The following is a 20,513-nucleotide window of genomic DNA, read 5'->3' as shown; positions in this document are numbered from 1 at the left end:
AAGTAAGCACCACTCATGAAATTTTAGGAGTGGTGTTCGCCATTCTTATCACCGCAATCTTCGTATCCATGTCGATAACCCTATATTTACCCCATCGCCTGACTGAACACATTGAATCAATGCGACCCAATTGCAAGTTAATCAGCGAGAACAGAAAAACAATACTGAACTTGGCTTTACCGGGAAAGCTCTTCGATTCGGAACAATATCTTTAATGCCAACTTTCCCGAAAGCCTATGCACGCAAAGGCTTAATAGGCATCAAAGAAGCAAACCAATTACCAAGCCACACGAAGAAATTACTCAGCAGACTCGTCATTGTGTGCATAGCGCTTTTTCTCGCACTGTTACTCTTTAGGGCATTCCTATATGTTGCCGATCATTAACCCTTTGAAAGCAGCGCCAAACCTCAAGCACAAGCCCCAGCGAACCTCTCCCCCACCCCGCTGTCCCACTCTGCACCACCCAGCCTGTAAACCACGACCTTCGCAGGTGGGTTTGCCTCCGCGCTTGTGTCATCATGCTCCGACCGCCGGTGAGTCCTCCTATAAGCCTTTCTATGAACAAACCATACGCATTGCTGCTTGCCTTCGCCCTGCTACAGGGCTGCCAAAGCCTGGCCCCGCAAAAGGCCGAGCCTCCCGTCGCCGAAGCTGGCAAGGGCGAGGCGGAAAAGCCCGTGGTGTATGGTTCGTTCAAGCAGGACACACTCTATAGCCTGTTGGTGGCAGAGCTGGCCGGCCAGCGCAACCGTTTCGACATCGCCCTGGCCAACTACACCGATCAGGCGGCAAAAACCCAGGACCCCGCAGTTTCCGAGCGCGCCTACCGCATTGCCGAGTACCTCGGCGCCGACGAGCCGTCACTGGAGAATGCGCTGGTCTGGGCGCGCAACGACCCGCAGAACCTCGACGCACAGCGCGCCGCCGCCATCCAGCTGGCCCGCGCCGGTCGCTATGACGAGTCCATGACCTACATGGAAAAGGTACTGCAGGGCAAGGGCGACACCCACTTCGACTTCCTCGCCCTGTCTGCAGCCGAAACCGACCAGAGCACCCGCGACGGCCTGCTACATAGTTTCGAACGCTTGCTGGTGAAATACCCCGACAACGGCCAACTGATATTCGGCAAGGCCTTGTTGCTGAACCAGGACGGCAAGACAGAAGAAGCCCTGGAACTGCTCGAGTCGCACCCTGCACAAAACGGCGAGGTCGCTCCGATCCTGCTGCGTGCCCGGCTGCTGCAGGCCCTGGACCGTGGTCCGGAAGCCCTGCCATTGCTGCGTGGGGCGATTCGCGACAACCCGGACGACAAACGCCTGCGCCTCACCTACGCTCGCACCCTGGTCGAACAGGACCGTATCGCCGATGCCAAAGGCGAATTCATCAGCCTGGTCCAGCAATACCCCGATGATGACGAACTGCGCTACTCGCTGGCGCTGGTGTGCCTTGAGAACAAAGACTGGGATGAAGCCGAAGGCTACTTGCAGGAGTTGGTCGAGCGAGACAGCAACGTCGACGCTGCGCACCTGAACCTGGGCCGCATCCAAGAGGAGCGCCACGACCCTGCTGGAGCTCTGCGTGAATACGCCCTGGTCGGCCCAGGCCCAGACTACCTGCCGGCACAGCTGCGCCAGGCCGACATCCTGATCGCCAACGGCCGCGGCAGTGATGCCTCGCGCCTGCTCGCCGAAGCACGCGAAGCCCAGCCAGACTATGCCATCCAGCTGTTCCTGATCGAATCGGAAAGCTATAGCAACAACAACAAGGACGCCCAGGCCAACCAGGTGCTGCAGCAAGCCATCCAGCGCTACCCGGACGACCTCAACCTGCTTTACACCCGCGCCATGCTGGCCGAGAAGCGCAACGATCTGACGCAGATGGAAAAAGACCTGCGCGCCATCATCGCCCGCGAGCCAGAAAACGCCATGGCCCTGAACGCCCTGGGGTATACCCTGGCCGACCGTACCACCCGCTATGCCGAAGCCAAGGCGCTGATCGACAAAGCCCACCAACTGACCCCCGATGACCCGGCAGTGCTCGACAGCCTGGGTTGGGTCAACTATCGCCTGGGCAACCTCGACGTAGCTGAAACCTACCTGCGCCAGGCCTTTGCCAACTTCCCCGACCACGAAGTGGCCGCCCACCTGGGCGAAGTGCTGTGGGCCAACGGCAAGCGCCGCGAAGCTCGTCATGTATGGGCCAAGGGCTTCGAAGCCCAGGCCGACAGCCCTATCCTGCGCAAGACCCTTTTACGCCTGACCGGATCCGAGACTCTTTAACGCCATGTTCCTGCGCCATTGCATCACCTTTACCTTGATCGCCCTGCTGGCCGGCTGTGCCGGCTTCGGTAGCCGAGAGGCCCTGCAGGGCCACGGCGACCCGCAACAGTGGCGCGTCCATAAAGAGCAACTGAGCAACCTTGATGGCTGGCAGATCAGCGGCAAGGTCGGCATCCGTGCCCCGCGCGACTCTGGCAGCGGCACGCTGTTCTGGCTGCAACGCCAGGACTACTATGATATTCGCCTGGCCGGCCCACTGGGCCGTGGCGCCGCACGCCTGACCGGCCGCCCGGGTGGCGTCGTGCTGGAGGTGGCCAACCAGGGCCGCTACGAAGCTGCCAGCCCTGAAGCGCTGCTGGAAGAGCAACTGGGCTGGCAACTGCCGGTGTCGCACCTTGTCTGGTGGGTTCGCGGCCTGCCCGCTCCCGACAGCAAGAGCAAGCTGACCCTGGACGGCGACAGCCGCCTGGCCAGCCTGGACCAGGATGGCTGGCAGGTGCAGTACCTGAGCTACACCGAACAGAACGGCTACTGGTTGCCCGAGCGCCTGAAGCTGCACGGCAAGGACCTGGACGTAACCCTGGTGGTCAAGGACTGGCAGCCACGCCAGCTGGGGCACTGATCCCATGCACAAGCTCACCCTGCCCGCCCCGGCCAAGCTCAACCTGTGGCTGCACATCATCGGCCGCCGCGCGGACGGTTACCACGAGCTGGAAACGGTGTTCCAGTTTCTCGACCACGGCGACGAACTGAGCTTCGCCCTGCGTGACGATGGCGTGATCCACTTGCACACCGAGATCGAGGCAGTCCCCCACGACAGCAACCTGATCGTGCGGGCCGCGCGTATGTTGCAGGCACAATCGGGCACCACCCTCGGCGCCGACATCTGGCTGACCAAGGTGCTGCCCATGGGTGGTGGCATCGGCGGCGGCAGCTCGGACGCCGCGACCACCCTGCTGGCGCTCGCCCACCTGTGGCAACTGGACTGGGACGAAGACCGCCTGGCCGCACTGGGTCTGCGCCTGGGCGCCGATGTGCCGGTGTTCGTACGCGGCCATGCGGCGTTCGCGCAAGGTGTAGGGGAGCAACTGACTCCGGTCGACCCGATCGAACCTTGGTATGTCGTGCTGGTGCCGCAAGTGTCTGTCAGCACAGTAGAAATTTTTTCACATCCGCAGTTGACACGTGATTCACTCCCCCTTAAGATGCGCCCCGTTCCCGAGGGAAACAGTCGAAATGACTGCCAACCGGTGGTAGAGCAGAATTACCCTGAAGTTCGCAATGCGTTGAATTTACTGGGAAAGTTCACTGAGGCTCGACTAACCGGCACTGGAAGTTGTGTGTTTGGGGCCTTCCCAAGCAAAGCCGAAGCTGATAAAGTTCTGGCCCTTCTTTCAGCGACCCAAACAGGGTTTGTGGCGAAAGGAAGCAATATTTCGATGTTGCATCGCAAGCTGCAAAGTCTGGTCAAGAAGTCGAGCGCATGAGCGTTCGCAGCAACAGATACAGGGGCGTCGCCAAGCGGTAAGGCAGCAGGTTTTGATCCTGCCATGCGTTGGTTCGAATCCAGCCGCCCCTGCCATTTTCCTTATACTCATCCAGGTATACCCTCAGCCTTCAGGTACTGCGCGTGTCCAAGATGATGGTCTTTACGGGGAACGCTAACCCCGATCTGGCTCGGCGTGTCGTACGTCAGCTGCATATCCCTCTCGGTGACGTCTCTGTCGGTAAATTCTCCGACGGCGAGATCAGTACTGAGATCAATGAAAATGTTCGCGGTAAAGACGTTTTCATTATTCAGCCGACCTGCGCTCCGACCAACGATAACCTGATGGAACTGGTAGTGATGGCCGACGCCTTCCGCCGCTCCTCAGCATCCCGAATCACCGCCGTGATTCCCTACTTCGGATATGCCCGCCAGGACCGCCGTCCGCGTTCGGCACGTGTAGCCATCAGCGCCAAAGTTGTTGCTGACATGCTCACTGTCGTAGGTATCGACCGTGTACTCACCGTCGACCTGCACGCTGACCAGATCCAAGGCTTCTTCGATATTCCCGTCGACAACATCTACGGCTCGCCCGTACTGGTTGACGACATCGAAGACCAGCGTTTCGAGAACCTGATGATCGTCTCCCCGGACATCGGTGGTGTCGTGCGCGCACGCGCTGTCGCCAAGTCCCTGGGCGTCGATCTGGGTATCATCGACAAACGCCGCGAAAAGGCTAACCACTCCGAGGTTATGCACATCATCGGCGACGTCGAAGGGCGCACCTGCATCCTGGTAGACGACATGGTCGACACCGCCGGCACCCTGTGCCACGCGGCCAAAGCCCTGAAAGAGCACGGCGCTGCCAAGGTTTACGCCTACTGCACGCACCCTGTTTTGTCGGGCCGCGCGATCGAGAACATCGAGAAGTCGGTACTGGACGAGCTGGTGGTGACCAACACCGTTCCGCTGTCCGCCGCTGCTCAAGCCTGTGACCGTATCCGTCAGCTGGATATCGCACCGGTTGTCGCTGAAGCGGTACGCCGCATCAGCAACGAAGAATCGATCAGCGCGATGTTCCGCTAAGCGGGACACGTGTTGATATGAAGCGCCCCGCCCCAACCTGTGTTGGGGCGGGGCTTTTTTGCCATCCCCGTTGGCGCTGGTCGCAAACGCCCTCGGGGGGCTATTTTGGAGAAACAAAATGACTGATTTTATTCTGAACGCCCAAGCGCGTACTGACCTGGGGAAAGGTGCGAGCCGCCGCCTGCGTCACTCGCTGAGCATCCCAGCCGTTGTCTACGGTGGTGGTAAAGAAGCTCAATCCCTGACCATCCTGGCCAAGGAAATCACCAAGCTGTTCGAAAACGAAGCTGCCTTCAGCCACGTTATCGAGCTGAACGTTGACGGTGTTAAGCAGAACGTCATCATCAAGGCCATGCAGCGCCACCCAGCCAAGCAGTTCATCATGCACGCTGACTTCGTCCGCGTCGTTGCTGGCCAGAAACTGACCGCCAAGGTTCCGGTTCACTTCATCAACGAAGAAGCCCCGGCCAAGAAAGGCGGCGAGATCTCCCACGTTGAGTCCGAGATCGAAGTTTCCTGCGAAGCCAAAGACCTGCCTGAGTTCATCGAAGTTGACCTGGCCAACGCCGAAGTCGGCACCATCATCCACCTTTCGGACCTGAAAGCTCCGAAAGGCGTAGAGTTCGTCGCTCTGGCCCACGGTGATGACAAAGCTGTTGCCAACGTTCACGCTCCACGCGTTGCTCCAGAAGCAGAAGGCGCTGCCGAGTAATCCACTCGCACGCCGGCGTTGATCGGGTTACAGTGCCGCGCGCACTGTAACCCACCAACTCCAAGGAAGAGCCCCTGACGTGACCGCCATCCAGTTGATCGTCGGCCTGGGTAACCCCGGCCCCGAATACGAACAGACCCGGCATAACGCAGGGGCTCTTTTCGTTGAACGCATTGCCAGCGCCCAGCGTGTTTCGCTGACCGCTGACAAAAAGTATTTCGGCCTGACGGCTAAATTCAGCCATCAGGGCAACGACGTTCGTTTGTTGATCCCCACCACCTACATGAACCGCAGCGGCCAGTCCGTAGCGGCCTTGGCCAATTTCTTCCGCATCAAGCCGGAAGCGATACTGGTGGCACACGACGAACTCGATCTGCCCCCGGGCGTTGCCAAGCTCAAGCGCGGCGGCGGCCATGGTGGGCACAACGGCCTGCGCGACATCATCGCGCAGCTCGGTAACCAGAACGACTTCCACCGCCTGCGGCTTGGCATCGGCCACCCGGGTGACGCCAAACTGGTATCCAACTTCGTCCTGGGCCGCGCGCCGCGCGCCGAGCAGGAGAAGCTCGACGCCAGCATCGATTTTGCCCTCGGCGTGCTGCCGGACGTGCTCGCCGGCGATTTCGCCAAGGCGATGCGCGAGCTGCACAGCCAGAAGGCCTGATTTCCTTTAGAGAGGGGAATACCCATGGGTTTCAATTGCGGCATCGTCGGCCTGCCCAACGTCGGCAAGTCCACCCTGTTCAACGCCCTGACCAAGTCTGGCATCGCGGCGGAGAATTTCCCTTTCTGCACCATCGAGCCAAACAGCGGCATCGTACCTATGCCCGACGCTCGCCTGGCTGCGCTGGCTGAGATCGTCAAGCCAAACCGCATCCTGCCGACCACCATGGAATTCGTCGACATCGCCGGCCTGGTTGCCGGTGCCTCGAAAGGCGAAGGCCTGGGCAACAAGTTCCTCGCCAACATCCGCGAGACCGACGCCATTGCCCACGTGGTGCGCTGCTTCGAAGACGAGAACGTGATCCACGTTTCCAACAGCGTCGATCCCAAGCGTGACATCGAGATCATCGACCTCGAACTGATCTTCGCCGACCTCGACAGCTGCGAAAAGCAACTGCAGAAGGTAGCCCGCAACGCCAAGGGCGGCGACAAGGAAGCCTTGGCGCAAAAGGCCATTCTGGAAAAGCTGATCCCGCACTTTACCGAAGGCAAGCCAGCGCGCAGCCTGATGAAGCACATGGCTGACGATGAAAAAGCCGTCATCCGTGGCTTCCACCTGCTGACCAGCAAGCCGGTGATGTACATCGCCAACGTGGCCGAAGACGGCTTCGACAACAACCCGCACCTGGACGTGGTCAAGGCCATTGCCGAGGAAGAAGGCGCGGTAGTGGTGCCGGTGTGCAACAAGATCGAAGCAGAAATCGCCGAGCTGGAAGACGGTGAAGAGAAGGACATGTTCCTGGAGGCCCTGGGCCTGGAAGAGCCTGGCCTGAACCGCGTGATCCGCGCCGGTTACGAACTGCTGAACCTGCAGACCTACTTCACTGCCGGCGTGCAGGAAGTACGTGCCTGGACCGTACGCGTCGGTGCCACTGCCCCGCAGGCAGCCGGCGTTATCCACACCGACTTCGAAAAAGGCTTCATCCGCGCTGAAGTGGTGGCCTATGACGACTTCATCCAGTTCAAGGGTGAAGCCGGTGCCAAGGAAGCCGGTAAGTGGCGTCTGGAAGGCAAGGATTACATCGTCAAAGACGGCGACGTGATGCACTTCCGCTTCAACGTCTAAGCAGTAGCCTGCAGCACACACAAACCCCTTGAGGCTTGCGCTTCAAGGGGTTTTGTTTTGCCCAGGCATGCGCGCCCCTTGCAGGGGCGGCCTTGTGTCGCGCTGTGCCGCAAAGCGGCCCCCGCCCCCAGCATCTAAGCTGAGGTTCAGCGCCCTTCTCGCCCAGAGCCGACACCATGCCCCAACCCACTCGTTTCGACTGGCAACGCTGGTTACCCGGCCTGGTCACCCTGCTCCACTACAAGGCAGCCTGGCTACCCAAGGACATCGCCGCCGGCCTGGTACTCACCACCATGCTGGTGCCTGTGGGCATCGCCTACGCCGAGGCTTCCGGCGTCCCCGGCATCTATGGTCTGTACGCCACCATCATCCCCCTGCTGGCCTACGGCCTGTTCGGTCCCAGCCGCATCCTGGTGCTGGGCCCGGACTCGGCGCTGGCCGCGCCTATCCTGGCTGTGGTGGTGCAGTACGCCGCCAGCGACCCGCAGCGGGCGATCGCCATCGCCAGCATGATGGCACTGGTCGCCGGGGCGTTCTGTGTGATTGCCGGGCTGTTGCGCCTGGGCTTTATCACCGAGTTGCTGTCCAAGCCCATCCGCTATGGATACATGAACGGCATCGCCCTGACCGTATTGATCAGCCAGTTGCCCAAGCTGTTCGGCATCAAAGTCGACAGCGAAGGGCCCTTGCGCGACCTTTGGTACCTGGGCCAGGCGCTTTTCGCCGGCCAAGGGCACTGGCCAAGCTTCATCGTGGGTGCCGGTAGCCTGGGGCTGATTCTGCTGCTCAAACCGTTCAAGCGCCTGCCAGGCATCCTGATCGCCGTGGTACTGGCGACGCTGGCAGTGAGCCTGTTCAACCTTGATCAGATGGGCGTCAAGGTACTCGGGCAATTGCCCCAGGGCCTGCCCGGCTTCGTCTTCCCTTGGGTAAGTGACATTGATCTGGTCGAGGTGCTACTGGGCGGGATTGCCGTGGCGCTGGTTTCGTTCGCCGACACCAGTGTGCTGTCGCGCTCCTATGCCGCGCGCCTCAAGATGCGGGTAAACCCCAACCAGGAAATGTTCGGCCTGGGCGTGGCCAACCTGGCCTCCGGGCTGTTCCAGGGCATCCCGATCAGCAGCAGTTCATCGCGCACTCCAGTGGCCGAAGCTGCCGGCTCGCAGACCCAACTCACCGGCATCATCGGCGCCCTGGCGGTGACCCTGTTGCTGCTGGTAGCGCCCAATCTGATGCAGCACCTGCCCAACAGCGCTTTGGCTGCGGTGGTGATTGCCGCTGCACTGGGGCTATTCGAATTTGCCGACCTCAAGCGTATCTTCCGCATGCAGCAGTGGGAGTTCTGGCTGTCGTTCACCTGCTTTGTCGGCGTAGCGGTGTTTGGCGCCATTCCCGGTATTGGCATTGCTGTGGCGGTGTCGGTGATCGAGTTCCTGTGGGACGGCTGGCGGCCGCACTACGCGGTGCTCGGCCGGGCCGATGGGCTGCGCGGATACCATGACATACAGCGTTACCCACAGGCCCGGCGTATTCCAGGGCTGGTGCTGCTGCGTTGGGACGCGCCGTTGTTCTTTGCCAACGCCGAGCAGTTCCAGAACACAGTGATGGCGGCGGTGGACGCGTCGCCAACGCCTGTGCAGCGGGTGGTGATTGCCGCTGAGCCCGTGACCAGCATCGATATCACTTCGGCGGACATGCTGGCCGAGCTGGACTGGGCACTGGAAGCGCGAGGGGTGGAGCTGCAGTTTGCCGAAATGAAGGACCCGGTGAAGGACAAGATGCGGCAGTTCGAGTTGTTCGAGCCTATAGGGGAGAAAGCCTTTCATCCGACGGTGGGCGCAGCGGTGGATGCCTATCTGGAAGAGAGTGGGGTTGATTGGCAACCCTGAATTCCCTGGGAGCCGGGCTTAACCGCTAAGAAGCCCGCGCCGACTCCGAAGCCGGTCAATCCAGATCAACATGGCGCTGGCATACACCGATACCGCCAGAAACAGCGCCATACGCACCGCAAACGCCTTGTACACATCCTGCCCGGCAGCACTGTCCTGCACCGACTGCCCCAGCAAGATCAGCATGGTCGTCAGGCAACTGACCCAGTACGCCGGGCCCTGCCGGCTCAGCACCGCCTGGTACAGGCGTCGAGCCTGCCAGAGGGCGAACAGCAGTACCCACAAGAAGAACATCCACAGGTGAACGAACAGGCTCAGCGCCACCCACAGCACTATCGCCAACACCCCGGCAAGCAAGGTTGAACCGATCAGCTCCCGGCTGGCGTGTCGCGCGCGGGTTTCACCGGCTTGTTGCCCCACGCTCACGGCCTTCATGATCAACGGCATGTACTGGTCAGGGGCGATCAATGCCAGCAGAAAGGCCGGCATCACGATCAACGTGGCACGCAGCGCCACCCAGCTGACATGCTCGCTGCCCAGCAGCGGCGGCACCGGCTGTGCTGGCGCATTGGCAGGTTCGGGGAACAACGTATGCGCCACCGACGTGCCCAGCACTGCCAGCAGCATGCCTTTGGCCAGCGCTTCGACCACCGACAGTGCCAGGGTAAAGTCACTGGTGCCGGCAGCGGCGATCATGGTCAGGCCGATCACCAGCAGGTTGGCCAGCAGGCCGTTGCCACCCTTCAGGGCATAGCGCAAGGTCAGGAAAACCCCCACCCCGACCAGTAACACCCCGGCCAACGGAGCATGGCGCAACAACGGAATCAGCAGCAACCCGCTGCCGCAAGCGAGCAGCACCAGTAGCGCCAGGGCCGGTGCCGCACGCAGGGGCAATGGCTGACTGCGCATGGCCAGCAACAGCACCGCGAACACCGGCGCCAGAATCGGCACCGGCAAGCCGATACCAAAGCTCACCGCCAGGCACAGCGCCACACCCCAGGCCAGGCGCAGTGCGCGCAAGCGGCGCAATTCAATAGGCATACGACAGCCAGCTCATCAGCCACATGAACAACCGGCCCAGCAGGTTCAGCGGGTTACCTTCGCTGGGCAGGGCCATGACCTCGGCCTGACCACCGACCCGCAGCACGGTCTTGTCCTGAAGCTGGTCGCGCTCCAGCTCGACAATCACCGGGAAGCGCTGCGCCGAACGCAGCCATTCGCGGCTGTTCTTCACGGTCGGCAGCGTACCCGGCGGCGTGCTCTGCCCCACGCTAACGCCGTAGCCAATGCTGCGTATGCGCCCCTTCAACACGGTGCCAGGTAGCGCATCGAGCACCACCAGCACCGGGGTATCAGGGCGCAAGCGCCCGAGGTTGTTCTCGGTCATGTCGGCACTTATCCACACGTCATGGATACTGATCAGGGTCATCATCGGGCTACCCGCCCCGACATAATGGCCAACGTCTGTGCGCAAGTCGGTGATCAGCCCGTTCGCGTCGGCACGCACCACGGTACGGGCAAGGTCCAGGCGAGCCTTTTCCACATTGGCCGCAGCACTGCGCAGCTGGGCGTTGTCATCCTGTGCCCCGCCCTGCTGCTCACGGGCGCGCTCCACCTCAGCACGGGCCGCCGCCACTTGGCTGATGGCCTGGTCGCGGTTGGCCTGGGCGCCTTCCAGGCGGCGCACCGACACCGTACCGGGGTCTTCGTCAATCAACCGTTTAAGGCGCTCGGCGTCCTGCCGCGCCTTGCGCTCATTGGCCTGGGCTGCCACCAACGCTGCCTGCGCCGAATCGATGCCGGCGGTACTGGCCCCAATCTGCCGGCGCACGGTATCGAGGTCGGCTTCGGCACGGGCCAGGGCAATGCGGTACTGCTCCTGATCGAGTTCGAACAGCACATCGCCCTGGCGCACCTCCTGGTTGTTGCCCACGGCCACACGCTTGATCTGCCCGGCCACTTCGGCGGCCACCGGGACCACGTAAGCCTGCAGGCGGGCTTGCTGGGTGTATGGCGTAAAGCGGTCAGCCAGCAAGTACCAGAGCAGGCTGATGGCAATCAGCAGCAGCACCCAGCGCATGCCGCGATCCGGGGCTGACGGGGGCGGCGTTGGCGTGGCGTCGCTCATTCGGTTTCACCTTGTGCATGCGCGGTGGGGGCTGGCTCGTCGAGCAACTCGCCCCAGTCGGTGCGTTGTTGCATTTGTTGGCGGGTGGCTGGGTCGATCGGCGCGCGGCTGGCGTCCCAACCTCCACCCAGGGCCTTGTACAAGGTCACCAGGCTGCTGACTGCGTTGCCACGGCTGACCAGGTAACCGTCCTGTTGCTGCAACAGCAGTTGCTGAGCATCGAGCACCCGCTGAAAATCGGCGAAGCCTTCGCGGTACTGCGAGCTGGCCAGATTCAGCGAGCGTTGCGCAGCCTGAGAGGCCTGGTCGCGAATGGTTGCACTCTGCAGCGAGCGCACCAGCCCGCTGGCTGCATCGTCGGCCTCACGGGCGGCTTCGCGCACGCCCTGCTGGTACAGCTCGATCAGTTGCTGCAAGCGGGCATCTTCCACGCGTACGGTGTTCTTGCGCCGGCCATAGTCGAACGGGTTCCAGATCAGGCTTGGGCCAGCAGCCAGGTCGAAGGTGTCGGGCAAATGATTGGCAGATAGAAAGGTCCAGCCGATACTGCCGAGCAAGTTCAGTTGTGGATAAAGATCGGCCTCGGCCACCCCGACCAGCGCCGACTGCGCCGCCACAGCCTGCTCGGCGGCGCGAATGTCCGGGCGGCGCTGCAGCAGGCTGGCAGGTACATCCTGCAACACTGCCCGCTCTGGCAAGGGCAGTTGGCCACGGCCGGCCTCCAGTTGCGGCAGCGGCCCGGGCGGGCGGCCGAGCAGCGAACACAGCACATTGCGCAGGGCGTTGAGCTGGTTCTCGAACTCGGGAATGGTGGCCAGAGTCGCCAGGTATTGAGTACGCGCCTGCTGCCAGTCGAGTTCGTCATTTTCGCCGTGGCGGAACAACCGCTCGGTGATCTCCAGGCTACGCGCCTGGCGCTTGGCGTTCTCTTGTGCGATAGCCAGCCGCGCCTCGGCGGTACGCAGGGCAAAGTAGGTGTCGGCCACTTGCGCACGCAGCAGCAGCATGGCATCGGCGTAGTTGGCCTGGGAGGCGAAATAGACGGCATCGGCGCTTTCGATGGCGCGACTGAAGCGGCCCCAGAAGTCAATTTCCCAGCCGATGTCGAAGCCCACACTGGATTGCCAGAACACCGAATCACGGGCCGAAGGCGTACCAGACTGATTCTGCTTCAGGTACAGGCTTTGCGCACTCAGCTGCTGCAGCTGCGGATAACGCCCGGTCTGCACGATGGCCAACTGGGCACGGGCTTCAGCGATACGCAGGCCAGCCACGCGCAGGTTGGTGTTGTTGGCATCGGCCTCGGCTATCAGCGCGTCCAGCGTCGGGTCGGCAAACACCGCCCACCACTGGCGCAGGTCGGGCGCCGCCGCGCTGCGCCCTGCCTGCTCCAGCATTGGCGTGCTCCAGCCGTCCAACCACGGCGTTTGGGGCTTCTCGAAATCCGGACCAACCTGAGTGCAACCGGCCAGCACCATCAGCAGCCCCAGGCCATAGCAGCGGTTGGGCATGGCTCAAGCGGCAGGCGGTGCCGGTTGCTCCGGCACCTGCAGCGCAACCCATTGCCAGAACAGCACGTACGCCACGCCGAGGATTACCGGGCCGATGAACAAGCCGATGATGCCTTTGACCACCATGCCGCCCAATGCCCCGATCAGTACCACCGGCATCGGTACATCAACCCCTCGCCCCAGCAGCAGCGGCTTGAGCACATTGTCGGCAAGGCCGGCGACGAAGGTGTAGATGGCAAAAATGATGGTCGCCACGGTAAAACCTTCGACGTTGAACATATAGATGATCACCGGCACGGTAACCAGCGTCGCCGGAGCCTGTGCAATGCCCAGCATGAGGATGGCGATGGCCAGCATCCCGGCACCGGGAACCCCTTTGACGACAAAGCCGACACCGATCAGCAACATCTGGATGAAGGCAATGCCGATCACCCCTTGTGCCACCGCGCGAATGGTGGCCGTGCACAGCGTGGCCAAGGGTTTACCGCGCTCTGCGCCTGAAACCCGCATGGCGATGCGTTGGGTAGCGATTTCACCTCGTTCACCAAAGGCCATGATGACCCCGGAAATGATGATTGCGCCGATGAACAGAAGGAAGGCCCCACCGGCGCTCGCCGCAGCGCCCAGCACCGTTAGCCCGGCCCCCTTGATCTGGGGCATCCACTGATTCAACACACTGGCCATGTTTTCGGAGGCCGCCAACCACAGCGCATGCACCTTCGGCCCGATCAGTGGCCAGGTCGCCACGGAATCAGGCGGGACCGGCACGCTCCAGGCGCCGCTTTTGAGCAGCGTCACCAGGCTGTCCACCGATTCGCCGATGGACATCACCACCAGGTAGATAGGCACCAGCAGCACTACCAGAACCAATAGCACCAACAGCGTCGCCGCATAACCTTGCCTGAACCCGGTGCGGCGCTGGATGCGGCAATGCAGTGGGTACAAGGTGACCGCCAGAATCACCGCCCACAGCATCAACTCCAGGAACGGCTGGAACACCTGAAAGGCGAAGGTCACCAAGACTGCCACCAGGCCTGCCTTGATGAGCACATCGAGCAGGCCCCGCGACAGGGCGCTGTCCAGCTTGATACCTGGCTGCATGTTTGACCTCCGAACATTCAATGCGCCAGCAAGGCGCAATTCACTGATCCGTCCCAGAGCTTGCCTGCGTAAGGCTGTCGTCTCGCAATTGCCGCGCCAAAGCCATCATTACCAGGGGCACCACCGCCATCGACAAGGTGATGGCCAGCACCAGCAGGTCGTGTACCGCTTGCGTGAGCACTTGGTGCTCCAGCGCCAGCTTGAACACCACGAAGGCGAACTCGCCCCCCGAAGCCAGCACCACGCCCAGGCAGAGCGCCTGGGCCTGGTTGAGCCCACCCATCGTGCGCCCCAGGCCATACAACAAGGGCAGCTTGATGGCGACCAGCAGCAATGTCAGGCCCAACACCATCAGCGGCATGCCGAACAGCAGGCGCAGGTCGGCACTCATACCTACGCCAACGAAGAACAGTCCCAGCAACAGGCCTTTGATCGGCTCGATCTGGGTTTCCAGTTCGTGGCGAAACGGCGACTCAGCCATCAGCACGCCGGCCAGGAAGGCCCCCAGCGCCATTGACACTCCCACATGCTCCATCAACCAGGCGGTGCCCAGCACGACCAGCAATGCCGTGGCAGTCGACAGCTCAGGCAGGCCCGAACCCACCGTCCACTTGAATATCGGGGTCAGCAGATAACGGCCAAAAACAATCAGCACACCAATGCCGACAACCACAGCCAACAAAGGCCAGGCACCTTCGTCAGCCGTGCTGACATCGCCACCGAGCAGCGGCACCACGGCAATCAAGGGAATGGCGGCAATATCCTGGAACAGCAGGATGGCCACGGCCAGGCGGCCATGAGGTTTGCCCAGGTCCTTGCGCTCGGCCAGTACCTGCAAGCCAAAGGCGGTGGACGACAGCGCCAGGCCCAGGCCCAGCACGATGGCGGCAGGTTTCGATTGGTCGAACAGCCAGAATGCCAGTAGCCCAAGCAGCACGGCGGTCAGCCCCACTTGCAAGCTGCCGACGCCAAATAGCGACCGGCGCATGGTCCACAGACGCCTTGGGGACAGCTCCAGGCCAATCACGAACAACAGCATGACCACGCCCATTTCCGACAGCCGCGCCACGTTGTCCGGGTTGCCAAGCAGACCAAACACCGACGGACCAATCAGGATGCCCGCCAACAGGTATCCTGGTACTGCGCCCATTTTCAGACGCTGCGCCAGCGGTACCAGAAGCACCACAGCCAAAAGGAATACCACCGTCGCCTGCAACAGGCTACCGTCATGTGGCATGAGCTCGTACCTTCGCAGCTCCCTGCAGGGAGGGGTTCAGAAACGTTCTTCGACGAACTTGAACGGGTAGGCGACCGCCTTGTACTTGCCGATCTTGCCGCGTTTGGGCAGCTTCACGTGCTGGTCGCGGGTTATATCCTTGTAGGGAATACGGCTGAGCAGATGGCTGATGATATTCAGCCGGGCGCGACGTTTGTCGTTGGAATTGGCCATGAACCACGGCGCCCAAGCGGTATCCGACGCCTGGAACATTTCGTCACGCGCTTGGGTGTATTCATCCCAGCGGCTATACGACTTGAGGTCCATCGGTGACAACTTCCACAGCTTGCGGCCGTCGTTGATGCGATCCTGCAGGCGCCGGGTCTGCTCATCGGCGCTGACTTCAAGCCAGTACTTGATGAGGATGATCCCTGAATCGACCATGACCCTTTCGAACCCGGGTACTCCGGTCAGAAACTTGTCCACTTGCTCGCCAGAGCAAAAGCCCATTACCCGCTCAACGCCCGCACGGTTGTACCAACTGCGATCGAAGATCACCACTTCACCCGCCGCAGGCAGATGGCCCAGGTAACGCTGCACGTACATCTGGGTCTTTTCCCGCTCGGTCGGTGCGGGCAGCGCCACTACACGAAACACCCGCGGGCTGACACGCTCGGTAATGGCCTTGATGGTGCCGCCCTTGCCGGCGCCATCGCGGCCTTCGAAGACGATGCATACCTTCAGGCCCTTGGCGACCACCCACTCCTGTAGCTTCACCAACTCTACATGCAGGTTCTTGAGCGCTTTTTCGTACGCCTTACCGCCCAGCTTTTCTGGCTGTTTTTTGGAGGGCTTCCTGGACGGCTTCGACATGACACGCTCCTGAAGGCGAATGAAGAGTGAGTATGGTCGATTAATGCCAGTTTGCCGCTTCGCTTGCAGATTGATGTGGGGGCTGTCGTGCAGCCCCCGGGAGGCATTATTTGGCCAGCTTGTTGTAACTGGTCATCAGGTTGCGGTAGTCCGGGATATGGTTGGAGAACAGGGTACCCAGCCCTTCGATGTCGTTGCGCCAGTCACGGTGCAGTTCGCAGGCCACGCCGAACCAGGTCATCAGCTGCGCCCCGGCAGCCTCCATGCGTCGCCAGGCCGAATCACGGGTCAGTTCGTTGAACGTGCCAGAGGCGTCGGTGACGACGAATACCTCGAAGCCCTCCTCCAACGCCGACAGGGCCGGGAAAGCCACGCATACTTCAGTGACCACGCCAGCAATCAGCAGCTGTTTCTTACCGGTGGCTTTTACCGCTTTGACGAAATCTTCGTTGTCCCAGGCGTTGATGTTGCCCGGGCGTGCAATGTAAGGGGCATCAGGGAACTGCTCTTTCAGCTCCGGCACCAGCGGGCCGTTGGGCCCCGTCTCGAAACTGGTGGTGAGGATGGTCGGCAGCTTGAAGTATTTGGCCAGGTCAGACAGGGCCAAGACGTTGTTCTTGAAGCGGTCGGGGTCGATGTCCCTTACCAGCGAGAGCAAGCCGGTCTGGTGGTCGACCAGCAGTACAGCTGCGTTGTACTTGTCCAGACGCTTGTATTGGAAGGTCACAGTGGATCTCCTTGCTTCAGCGGGTTGGGAATATCAGCGTAGGCAAGGATGGAGGGTGGGAGAGACCGTCAGTCGGCTTGCCTGTACTGCCATGTGCCCCATCACTTCACAAATTCCTGAACTGATTATTTGCCGCCAGCGATTTTTCCCCTCGCCAACCGCCACCAGAATCGCTTCACCACAATCACAAAAAACCGTGAGGCCACTCCCGTGGACCAGACACTCCAAGTGCGGCAAGCTGCCGCCGACCTCGTCGCGGCGTTCGCCAGCAACGACACCGCCCGCTATTTCGCCTGCTTCAGCGAAGACGCCACCTTTCTGTTCCACACCCTGCCGCATCCGCTGCTGTCGCGTCGCGCCTATGAAGAGCTCTGGGCCCAGTGGCAGGCCGAGGGCTTTACCGTGCTTGCCTGCGAATCGGGCAACGCCCATGTAAGCCTCCACGGCGACGTGGCTATTTTCATGCACGATGTGGCCACGCGTATCCGCATCGCCGGTGAAGAACAGCACTTGAGCGAGCGCGAGACCATCGTCTTCCGCCGCCATGGTGAACAGTGGCTGGCCTGCCACGAGCACCTGTCGGTCGTAACGCCGGCCTGATCACCTTTTACGCGGCGCTGCCGCCCTGCCATCGCACCCACAAGAAGGCCCGCGCACTGCGCAGGCTATAACAACCGCGCTGGAGTACCACCATGAGCCACTCGACCGGTATCGAGACCAACGGCGTCGAACAGATCCCCGCCGATCAACGCGACGCCTCCCCGCTAGACCTGTTCCGCCTGATCTTCGGCGGTGCCAATACCTTCGCTACCGCCGTACTGGGCAGCTTCCCGGTGCTTTTCGGGTTGTCATTCCAGGCGGGTGTGTGGGCGATTCTGCTTGGCGTTGGCATCGGCGCACTGATCCTTGCCCCGATGGGGCTGTTCGGTGCGCTTAACGGCACCAACAACGCCGTTTCATCAGGCGCGCACTTTGGCGTACACGGGCGCATCGTCGGCTCGTTTCTGTCGCTGCTCACGGCGGTGGCGTTTTTCTCACTCTCGGTATGGAGCTCGGGCGATGCATTGGTCGGTGGTGCCAAGCGCCTGGCCGGCCTGCCAGAGACCGACCTGACCCTGGGCCTGGCCTACGGCTTGTTCGCGGTGCTGGTATTGGTGGTATGCATCTTTGGCTTCCGCTTCATGCTGTGGGTCAACAAGATTGCCGTGTGGGCCTCGAGCCTGCTGTTCCTGCTGGGCATCGTCGCCTTTGCCGGGCCCTTCGATGCTGGCTACGCAGGCAGCGTCAACCTTGGCCAGGCAGGTTTCTGGGCTGCGTTCGTCGGCGCGGCGATCCTGGCCATGAGCAACCCGGTGTCGTTCGGTGCTTTTTTGGGTGACTGGTCACGCTATATCCCGCGTGAAACACCCAAGGCGCGCATCATGCTGGCCGTCATCGCGGCACAGGGGGCGACGCTGATTCCGTTCCTGTTCGGCCTGTGTACGGCCACCCTGGTCGCCACCCAGGCACCGGACTACATTGCCGCCAACAACTATGTCGGTGGCCTGCTGGCAGTTGCCCCTAGCTGGTTCTTCCTGCCGGTGTGCCTGATTGCGGTGATTGGCGGCATGTCCACCGGCACCACCGCGCTGTATGGCACCGGCCTGGACATGTCCAGCGTGTTCCCGCGCCTGCTCAGCCGTGCTGGCGCTACGCTGCTGATCGGCGTGCTGGCGATCGGCTTCATCTTCATCGGCCGCTTTACCTTCAACTTGGTGCAAAGCGTATCGACCTTTGCCGTGCTGATCATTACCTGCACCAGCCCGTGGATGGTGATCATGATCCTTGGCCTGATTACCCGCCGCGGCTTCTACCACGCCGATGACCTGCAGGTATTCACCCGCGGCCAGCGTGGTGGCCACTACTGGTTCCTGCACGGCTGGAACTGGCGCGGTATGGGGGCGTGGATCCCCAGCGCGTCGGTCGGCCTGTGCTTCGTCAACCTGCCGGGGCAGTTCGTCGGCCCACTGGGTGACCTGGCTGGCGGCATCGACCTGAGCCTGCCGGTCACGCTGGGGCTGGCTGGCGTGCTGTACCTGCTGTTGCTCAACCTGTTCCCTGAACCTGCTGGCGTGTATGGCCCCTCGGGCCCGCGATGGGTGCGTTGCAAAAACACCGCGCATACGCCTGTGACCACTGCCGAAATGGCCTGACTGGAAACCGACCATGACCACCTCCCACTATATCGCCGGCCATTGGGTCGAAGGCCAAGGCAGCGACTGCATCAGCGTCAACGACCCTGCGCTGGGGCAACCGTTCGCCGAGCTGATGGCCGCCAGCGTGAGCCAGGTCGACCAGGCCGTCGCCGCTGCCCGCAGCGCCCTGCCCGCCTGGAAAAGCACCGGCGCCAGTGACCGTGCCGCCTTCCTGCGTGGTTTTGCCGAACAGCTCGGGCAGCGCCGCGAAGCGCTTGTCACCGTGCAGATGCGCAATAACGGCAAACCGCGTCACGAAGCGGAAATCGACCTGGATGACGCCATCGCCACCTTTGGCTATTACGCCGAGCTGGCCGAGCAGCTGCCATCGAAAAACCGCACTGTGCCGCTGGCTGCGCCGGGTTTCACCGCCCGCACCCGCCTTGAACCGGTGGGCGTGGTCGGCCTGATCGTGCCGTGGAACTTCCCGTTGGTGACCAGCGCCTGGAAACTTGCCCCGGCCCTGGCCGCCGGTTGCACCGTGGTGCTCAAGCCTTCAGAGGTCACCCCGCTGATCGAGCAGGCCTACGGCCAGATCGCCGACGCCCTTGGCCTGCCCGCCGGGGTGCTGAACATCGTCAACGGCAAGGCCGAGACCGGCGCCGCGCTGAGCAATCACAACGGCCTGGACAAGTTGTCCTTCACCGGCAGCAACAGCGTCGGCAGCCAGGTGATGCGCAGCGCTTCGGCGCAGTGCCGGCCGGTGACGCTGGAACTGGGTGGCAAGTCGGCCATCGTGGTGTTTGATGATTGCGATGTCGACCAGGCGGTGGAATGGATTGTTGCCGGCATCAGCTGGAATGCCGGCCAGATGTGTTCGGCCACATCGCGGCTGCTGGTACAGGACGGCATTGCCGATACACTGCTGCCGCGCTTGCAGGCGGCACTGGAAAACCTGCGGGTGGGTAATCCTTTGACCGAAGAGGTCGACATGGGCCCGCTGACCAGCCAGGCGCAGTGGCTGAAGGTGGCCAGCTACTTTGCCACGGCGCGGGAAGAAGGTTTGCAGTGCCTGGCTGGCGGCCATGCACTGGACCGTGAAGGCTGGTTCGTCAGCCCAACGCTGTATACCGATGTGCCGAAAGACAGCCGCCTGTGGACCGAGGAAATCTTTGGCCCGGTGCTCTGCGCACGGCGCTTTGCCACCGAGGAACAGGCCATTGCCGAAGCCAATGACAGCCGCTTCGGGCTGGTCGCCACGGTGTGCTCCGCCGACCTGGAACGCGCCGAGCGGGTAGCCGATGCGCTGGAGGTTGGCCATGTGTGGATCAACTCGGTGCAGGCGGTGTTCGTCGAAACGTCATGGGGTGGCACCAAGGGCAGCGGGATCGGCCGTGAGCTGGGGCCTTGGGGGTTGTCAGCGTATCAGTCGGTCAAGCATGTAACCCGCTGTCTGGGCTGATATCGCAAGGGGCCGGTATTCGCGGGTTCACCCGCGAATACGTTGGCGGCGGCAACGGTGAACGGGGGTGGAGATTGGC

18 protein-coding genes, 1 tRNA gene and 1 pseudogene are annotated in these 20,513 nt (G+C 62.0%); 13 read left to right on the top strand and 7 right to left on the bottom strand.

The window, feature by feature from the left end; genetic code table 11:
* From ACF8EA_RS19055 to ACF8EA_RS19010, 10 genes and pseudogenes are all read left to right on the top strand, one after another.
* Positions 1 to 215: pseudogene (locus ACF8EA_RS19055) on the top strand (hypothetical protein); the annotation flags it as partial.
* Between the two features lie 343 nt (positions 216 to 558).
* Entirely contained in the window at positions 559 to 2,280 is a 1,722-nt protein-coding gene (locus ACF8EA_RS19050) for a tetratricopeptide repeat protein (RefSeq protein WP_275966826.1), read from the top strand.
* A 4-nt stretch (positions 2,281 to 2,284) separates the two neighbouring features.
* Entirely contained in the window at positions 2,285 to 2,902 is a 618-nt protein-coding gene (lolB, locus tag ACF8EA_RS19045; RefSeq protein WP_103443480.1) for a lipoprotein insertase outer membrane protein LolB, read from the top strand.
* A gap of 4 nt (positions 2,903 to 2,906) precedes the next feature.
* Positions 2,907 to 3,767, top strand: a complete 861-nt coding sequence (gene ispE / locus ACF8EA_RS19040; RefSeq protein ID WP_028698053.1) for a 4-(cytidine 5'-diphospho)-2-C-methyl-D-erythritol kinase — start codon at positions 2,907 to 2,909, stop codon at positions 3,765 to 3,767.
* A 20-nt stretch (positions 3,768 to 3,787) separates the two neighbouring features.
* Positions 3,788 to 3,862: transfer RNA gene (locus ACF8EA_RS19035), tRNA-Gln, on the top strand.
* A 48-nt stretch (positions 3,863 to 3,910) separates the two neighbouring features.
* Positions 3,911 to 4,852, top strand: coding sequence for a ribose-phosphate pyrophosphokinase (locus ACF8EA_RS19030; RefSeq protein ID WP_003247410.1), 942 nt, complete (start codon positions 3,911 to 3,913; stop codon positions 4,850 to 4,852).
* 118 nt (positions 4,853 to 4,970) lie between these two features.
* Complete coding sequence (locus ACF8EA_RS19025) at positions 4,971 to 5,564, top strand: 50S ribosomal protein L25/general stress protein Ctc (protein WP_275966827.1); 594 nt, start codon at positions 4,971 to 4,973, stop codon at positions 5,562 to 5,564.
* A 79-nt stretch (positions 5,565 to 5,643) separates the two neighbouring features.
* Positions 5,644 to 6,228 carry an aminoacyl-tRNA hydrolase gene (gene pth, locus ACF8EA_RS19020; protein ID WP_012270476.1) on the top strand — a complete coding sequence of 195 codons (585 nt, stop codon included), beginning with the start codon at positions 5,644 to 5,646 and terminating at the stop codon, positions 6,226 to 6,228.
* A gap of 24 nt (positions 6,229 to 6,252) precedes the next feature.
* Positions 6,253 to 7,353 (top strand): redox-regulated ATPase YchF, encoded by a 1,101-nt coding sequence (gene ychF, locus ACF8EA_RS19015; protein ID WP_021784760.1) that lies wholly within the window; start codon positions 6,253 to 6,255, stop codon positions 7,351 to 7,353.
* 176 nt (positions 7,354 to 7,529) lie between these two features.
* Positions 7,530 to 9,242, top strand: coding sequence for a SulP family inorganic anion transporter (locus ACF8EA_RS19010; protein ID WP_392522963.1), 1,713 nt, complete (start codon positions 7,530 to 7,532; stop codon positions 9,240 to 9,242).
* Positions 9,243 to 9,260: 18 nt separating this feature from the next.
* On the opposite strand, the gene ACF8EA_RS19005 is transcribed toward ACF8EA_RS19010, so the two are convergent.
* From ACF8EA_RS19005 to ycaC, 7 genes are all read right to left on the bottom strand, one after another.
* Positions 9,261 to 10,283, bottom strand: a complete 1,023-nt coding sequence (locus ACF8EA_RS19005; protein WP_392522961.1) for a DUF2955 domain-containing protein — start codon at positions 10,281 to 10,283, stop codon at positions 9,261 to 9,263.
* Positions 10,273 to 11,370 carry an HlyD family secretion protein gene (locus tag ACF8EA_RS19000; protein WP_392522959.1) on the bottom strand — a complete coding sequence of 366 codons (1,098 nt, stop codon included), beginning with the start codon at positions 11,368 to 11,370 and terminating at the stop codon, positions 10,273 to 10,275. The genes ACF8EA_RS19005 and ACF8EA_RS19000 overlap by 11 nt, the downstream gene beginning before the upstream one ends.
* Positions 11,367 to 12,881: an efflux transporter outer membrane subunit gene (locus ACF8EA_RS18995; protein ID WP_392522958.1), complete on the bottom strand. Its 1,515-nt coding sequence runs from the start codon at positions 12,879 to 12,881 to the stop codon at positions 11,367 to 11,369. The genes ACF8EA_RS19000 and ACF8EA_RS18995 overlap by 4 nt, the downstream gene beginning before the upstream one ends.
* Before the next feature lie 3 nt (positions 12,882 to 12,884).
* Complete coding sequence (locus ACF8EA_RS18990; protein WP_392522956.1) at positions 12,885 to 13,982, bottom strand: AI-2E family transporter; 1,098 nt, start codon at positions 13,980 to 13,982, stop codon at positions 12,885 to 12,887.
* Between the two features lie 40 nt (positions 13,983 to 14,022).
* The gene (locus ACF8EA_RS18985) at positions 14,023 to 15,219 is read right to left on the bottom strand and encodes a monovalent cation:proton antiporter-2 (CPA2) family protein (protein ID WP_392522954.1); all 1,197 of its coding nucleotides are present in this window, start codon (positions 15,217 to 15,219) and stop codon (positions 14,023 to 14,025) included.
* Between the two features lie 36 nt (positions 15,220 to 15,255).
* Positions 15,256 to 16,071, bottom strand: a complete 816-nt coding sequence (gene ppk2, locus ACF8EA_RS18980; protein WP_014755312.1) for a polyphosphate kinase 2 — start codon at positions 16,069 to 16,071, stop codon at positions 15,256 to 15,258.
* A 106-nt stretch (positions 16,072 to 16,177) separates the two neighbouring features.
* Positions 16,178 to 16,798: an isochorismate family cysteine hydrolase YcaC gene (gene ycaC, locus ACF8EA_RS18975; protein WP_392522952.1), complete on the bottom strand. Its 621-nt coding sequence runs from the start codon at positions 16,796 to 16,798 to the stop codon at positions 16,178 to 16,180.
* A gap of 210 nt (positions 16,799 to 17,008) precedes the next feature.
* On the opposite strand from ycaC, the gene ACF8EA_RS18970 reads away from it, so the two are divergent.
* The 3 genes from ACF8EA_RS18970 (at position 17,009) to ACF8EA_RS18960 (ending at position 20,434) form a co-directional block, all read left to right on the top strand.
* Positions 17,009 to 17,398, top strand: a complete 390-nt coding sequence (locus ACF8EA_RS18970) for a YybH family protein (protein ID WP_392522951.1) — start codon at positions 17,009 to 17,011, stop codon at positions 17,396 to 17,398.
* Positions 17,399 to 17,490: 92 nt separating this feature from the next.
* Entirely contained in the window at positions 17,491 to 18,990 is a 1,500-nt protein-coding gene (locus ACF8EA_RS18965; protein WP_392522950.1) for a purine-cytosine permease family protein, read from the top strand.
* 13 nt (positions 18,991 to 19,003) lie between these two features.
* The gene (locus ACF8EA_RS18960) at positions 19,004 to 20,434 is read left to right on the top strand and encodes an aldehyde dehydrogenase family protein (protein ID WP_392522948.1); all 1,431 of its coding nucleotides are present in this window, start codon (positions 19,004 to 19,006) and stop codon (positions 20,432 to 20,434) included.
* The last annotated feature ends 79 nt before the right edge of the window (positions 20,435 to 20,513 follow it).

The organism is Pseudomonas sp. YQ_5, from assembly GCF_043103305.1.
GTDB lineage: Bacteria > Pseudomonadota > Gammaproteobacteria > Pseudomonadales > Pseudomonadaceae > Aquipseudomonas > Aquipseudomonas putida_Y.
This window is presented reverse-complemented; position numbering and strand designations above follow the sequence as displayed.

What these genes read in the sequence shown, in the direction of transcription:
- ACF8EA_RS19050 (WP_275966826.1), top strand. Translation starts at nt 559, where the DNA reads ATGAACAAACCATACGCATTGCTGCTTGCCTTCGCCCTGCTACAGGGC.
- lolB (WP_103443480.1), top strand. Translation starts at nt 2,285, where the DNA reads ATGTTCCTGCGCCATTGCATCACCTTTACCTTGATCGCCCTGCTGGCC.
- ispE (WP_028698053.1), top strand. Translation starts at nt 2,907, where the DNA reads ATGCACAAGCTCACCCTGCCCGCCCCGGCCAAGCTCAACCTGTGGCTG.
- ACF8EA_RS19025 (WP_275966827.1), top strand. Translation starts at nt 4,971, where the DNA reads ATGACTGATTTTATTCTGAACGCCCAAGCGCGTACTGACCTGGGGAAA.
- ychF (WP_021784760.1), top strand. Translation starts at nt 6,253, where the DNA reads ATGGGTTTCAATTGCGGCATCGTCGGCCTGCCCAACGTCGGCAAGTCC.
- ACF8EA_RS19010 (WP_392522963.1), top strand. Translation starts at nt 7,530, where the DNA reads ATGCCCCAACCCACTCGTTTCGACTGGCAACGCTGGTTACCCGGCCTG.
- ACF8EA_RS19005 (WP_392522961.1), bottom strand. Translation starts at nt 10,283, where the DNA reads ATGCCTATTGAATTGCGCCGCTTGCGCGCACTGCGCCTGGCCTGGGGT.
- ACF8EA_RS19000 (WP_392522959.1), bottom strand. Translation starts at nt 11,370, where the DNA reads ATGAGCGACGCCACGCCAACGCCGCCCCCGTCAGCCCCGGATCGCGGC.
- ACF8EA_RS18995 (WP_392522958.1), bottom strand. Translation starts at nt 12,881, where the DNA reads ATGCCCAACCGCTGCTATGGCCTGGGGCTGCTGATGGTGCTGGCCGGT.
- ACF8EA_RS18990 (WP_392522956.1), bottom strand. Translation starts at nt 13,982, where the DNA reads ATGCAGCCAGGTATCAAGCTGGACAGCGCCCTGTCGCGGGGCCTGCTC.
- ACF8EA_RS18985 (WP_392522954.1), bottom strand. Translation starts at nt 15,219, where the DNA reads ATGCCACATGACGGTAGCCTGTTGCAGGCGACGGTGGTATTCCTTTTG.
- ppk2 (WP_014755312.1), bottom strand. Translation starts at nt 16,071, where the DNA reads ATGTCGAAGCCGTCCAGGAAGCCCTCCAAAAAACAGCCAGAAAAGCTG.
- ACF8EA_RS18965 (WP_392522950.1), top strand. Translation starts at nt 17,491, where the DNA reads ATGAGCCACTCGACCGGTATCGAGACCAACGGCGTCGAACAGATCCCC.
- ACF8EA_RS18960 (WP_392522948.1), top strand. Translation starts at nt 19,004, where the DNA reads ATGACCACCTCCCACTATATCGCCGGCCATTGGGTCGAAGGCCAAGGC.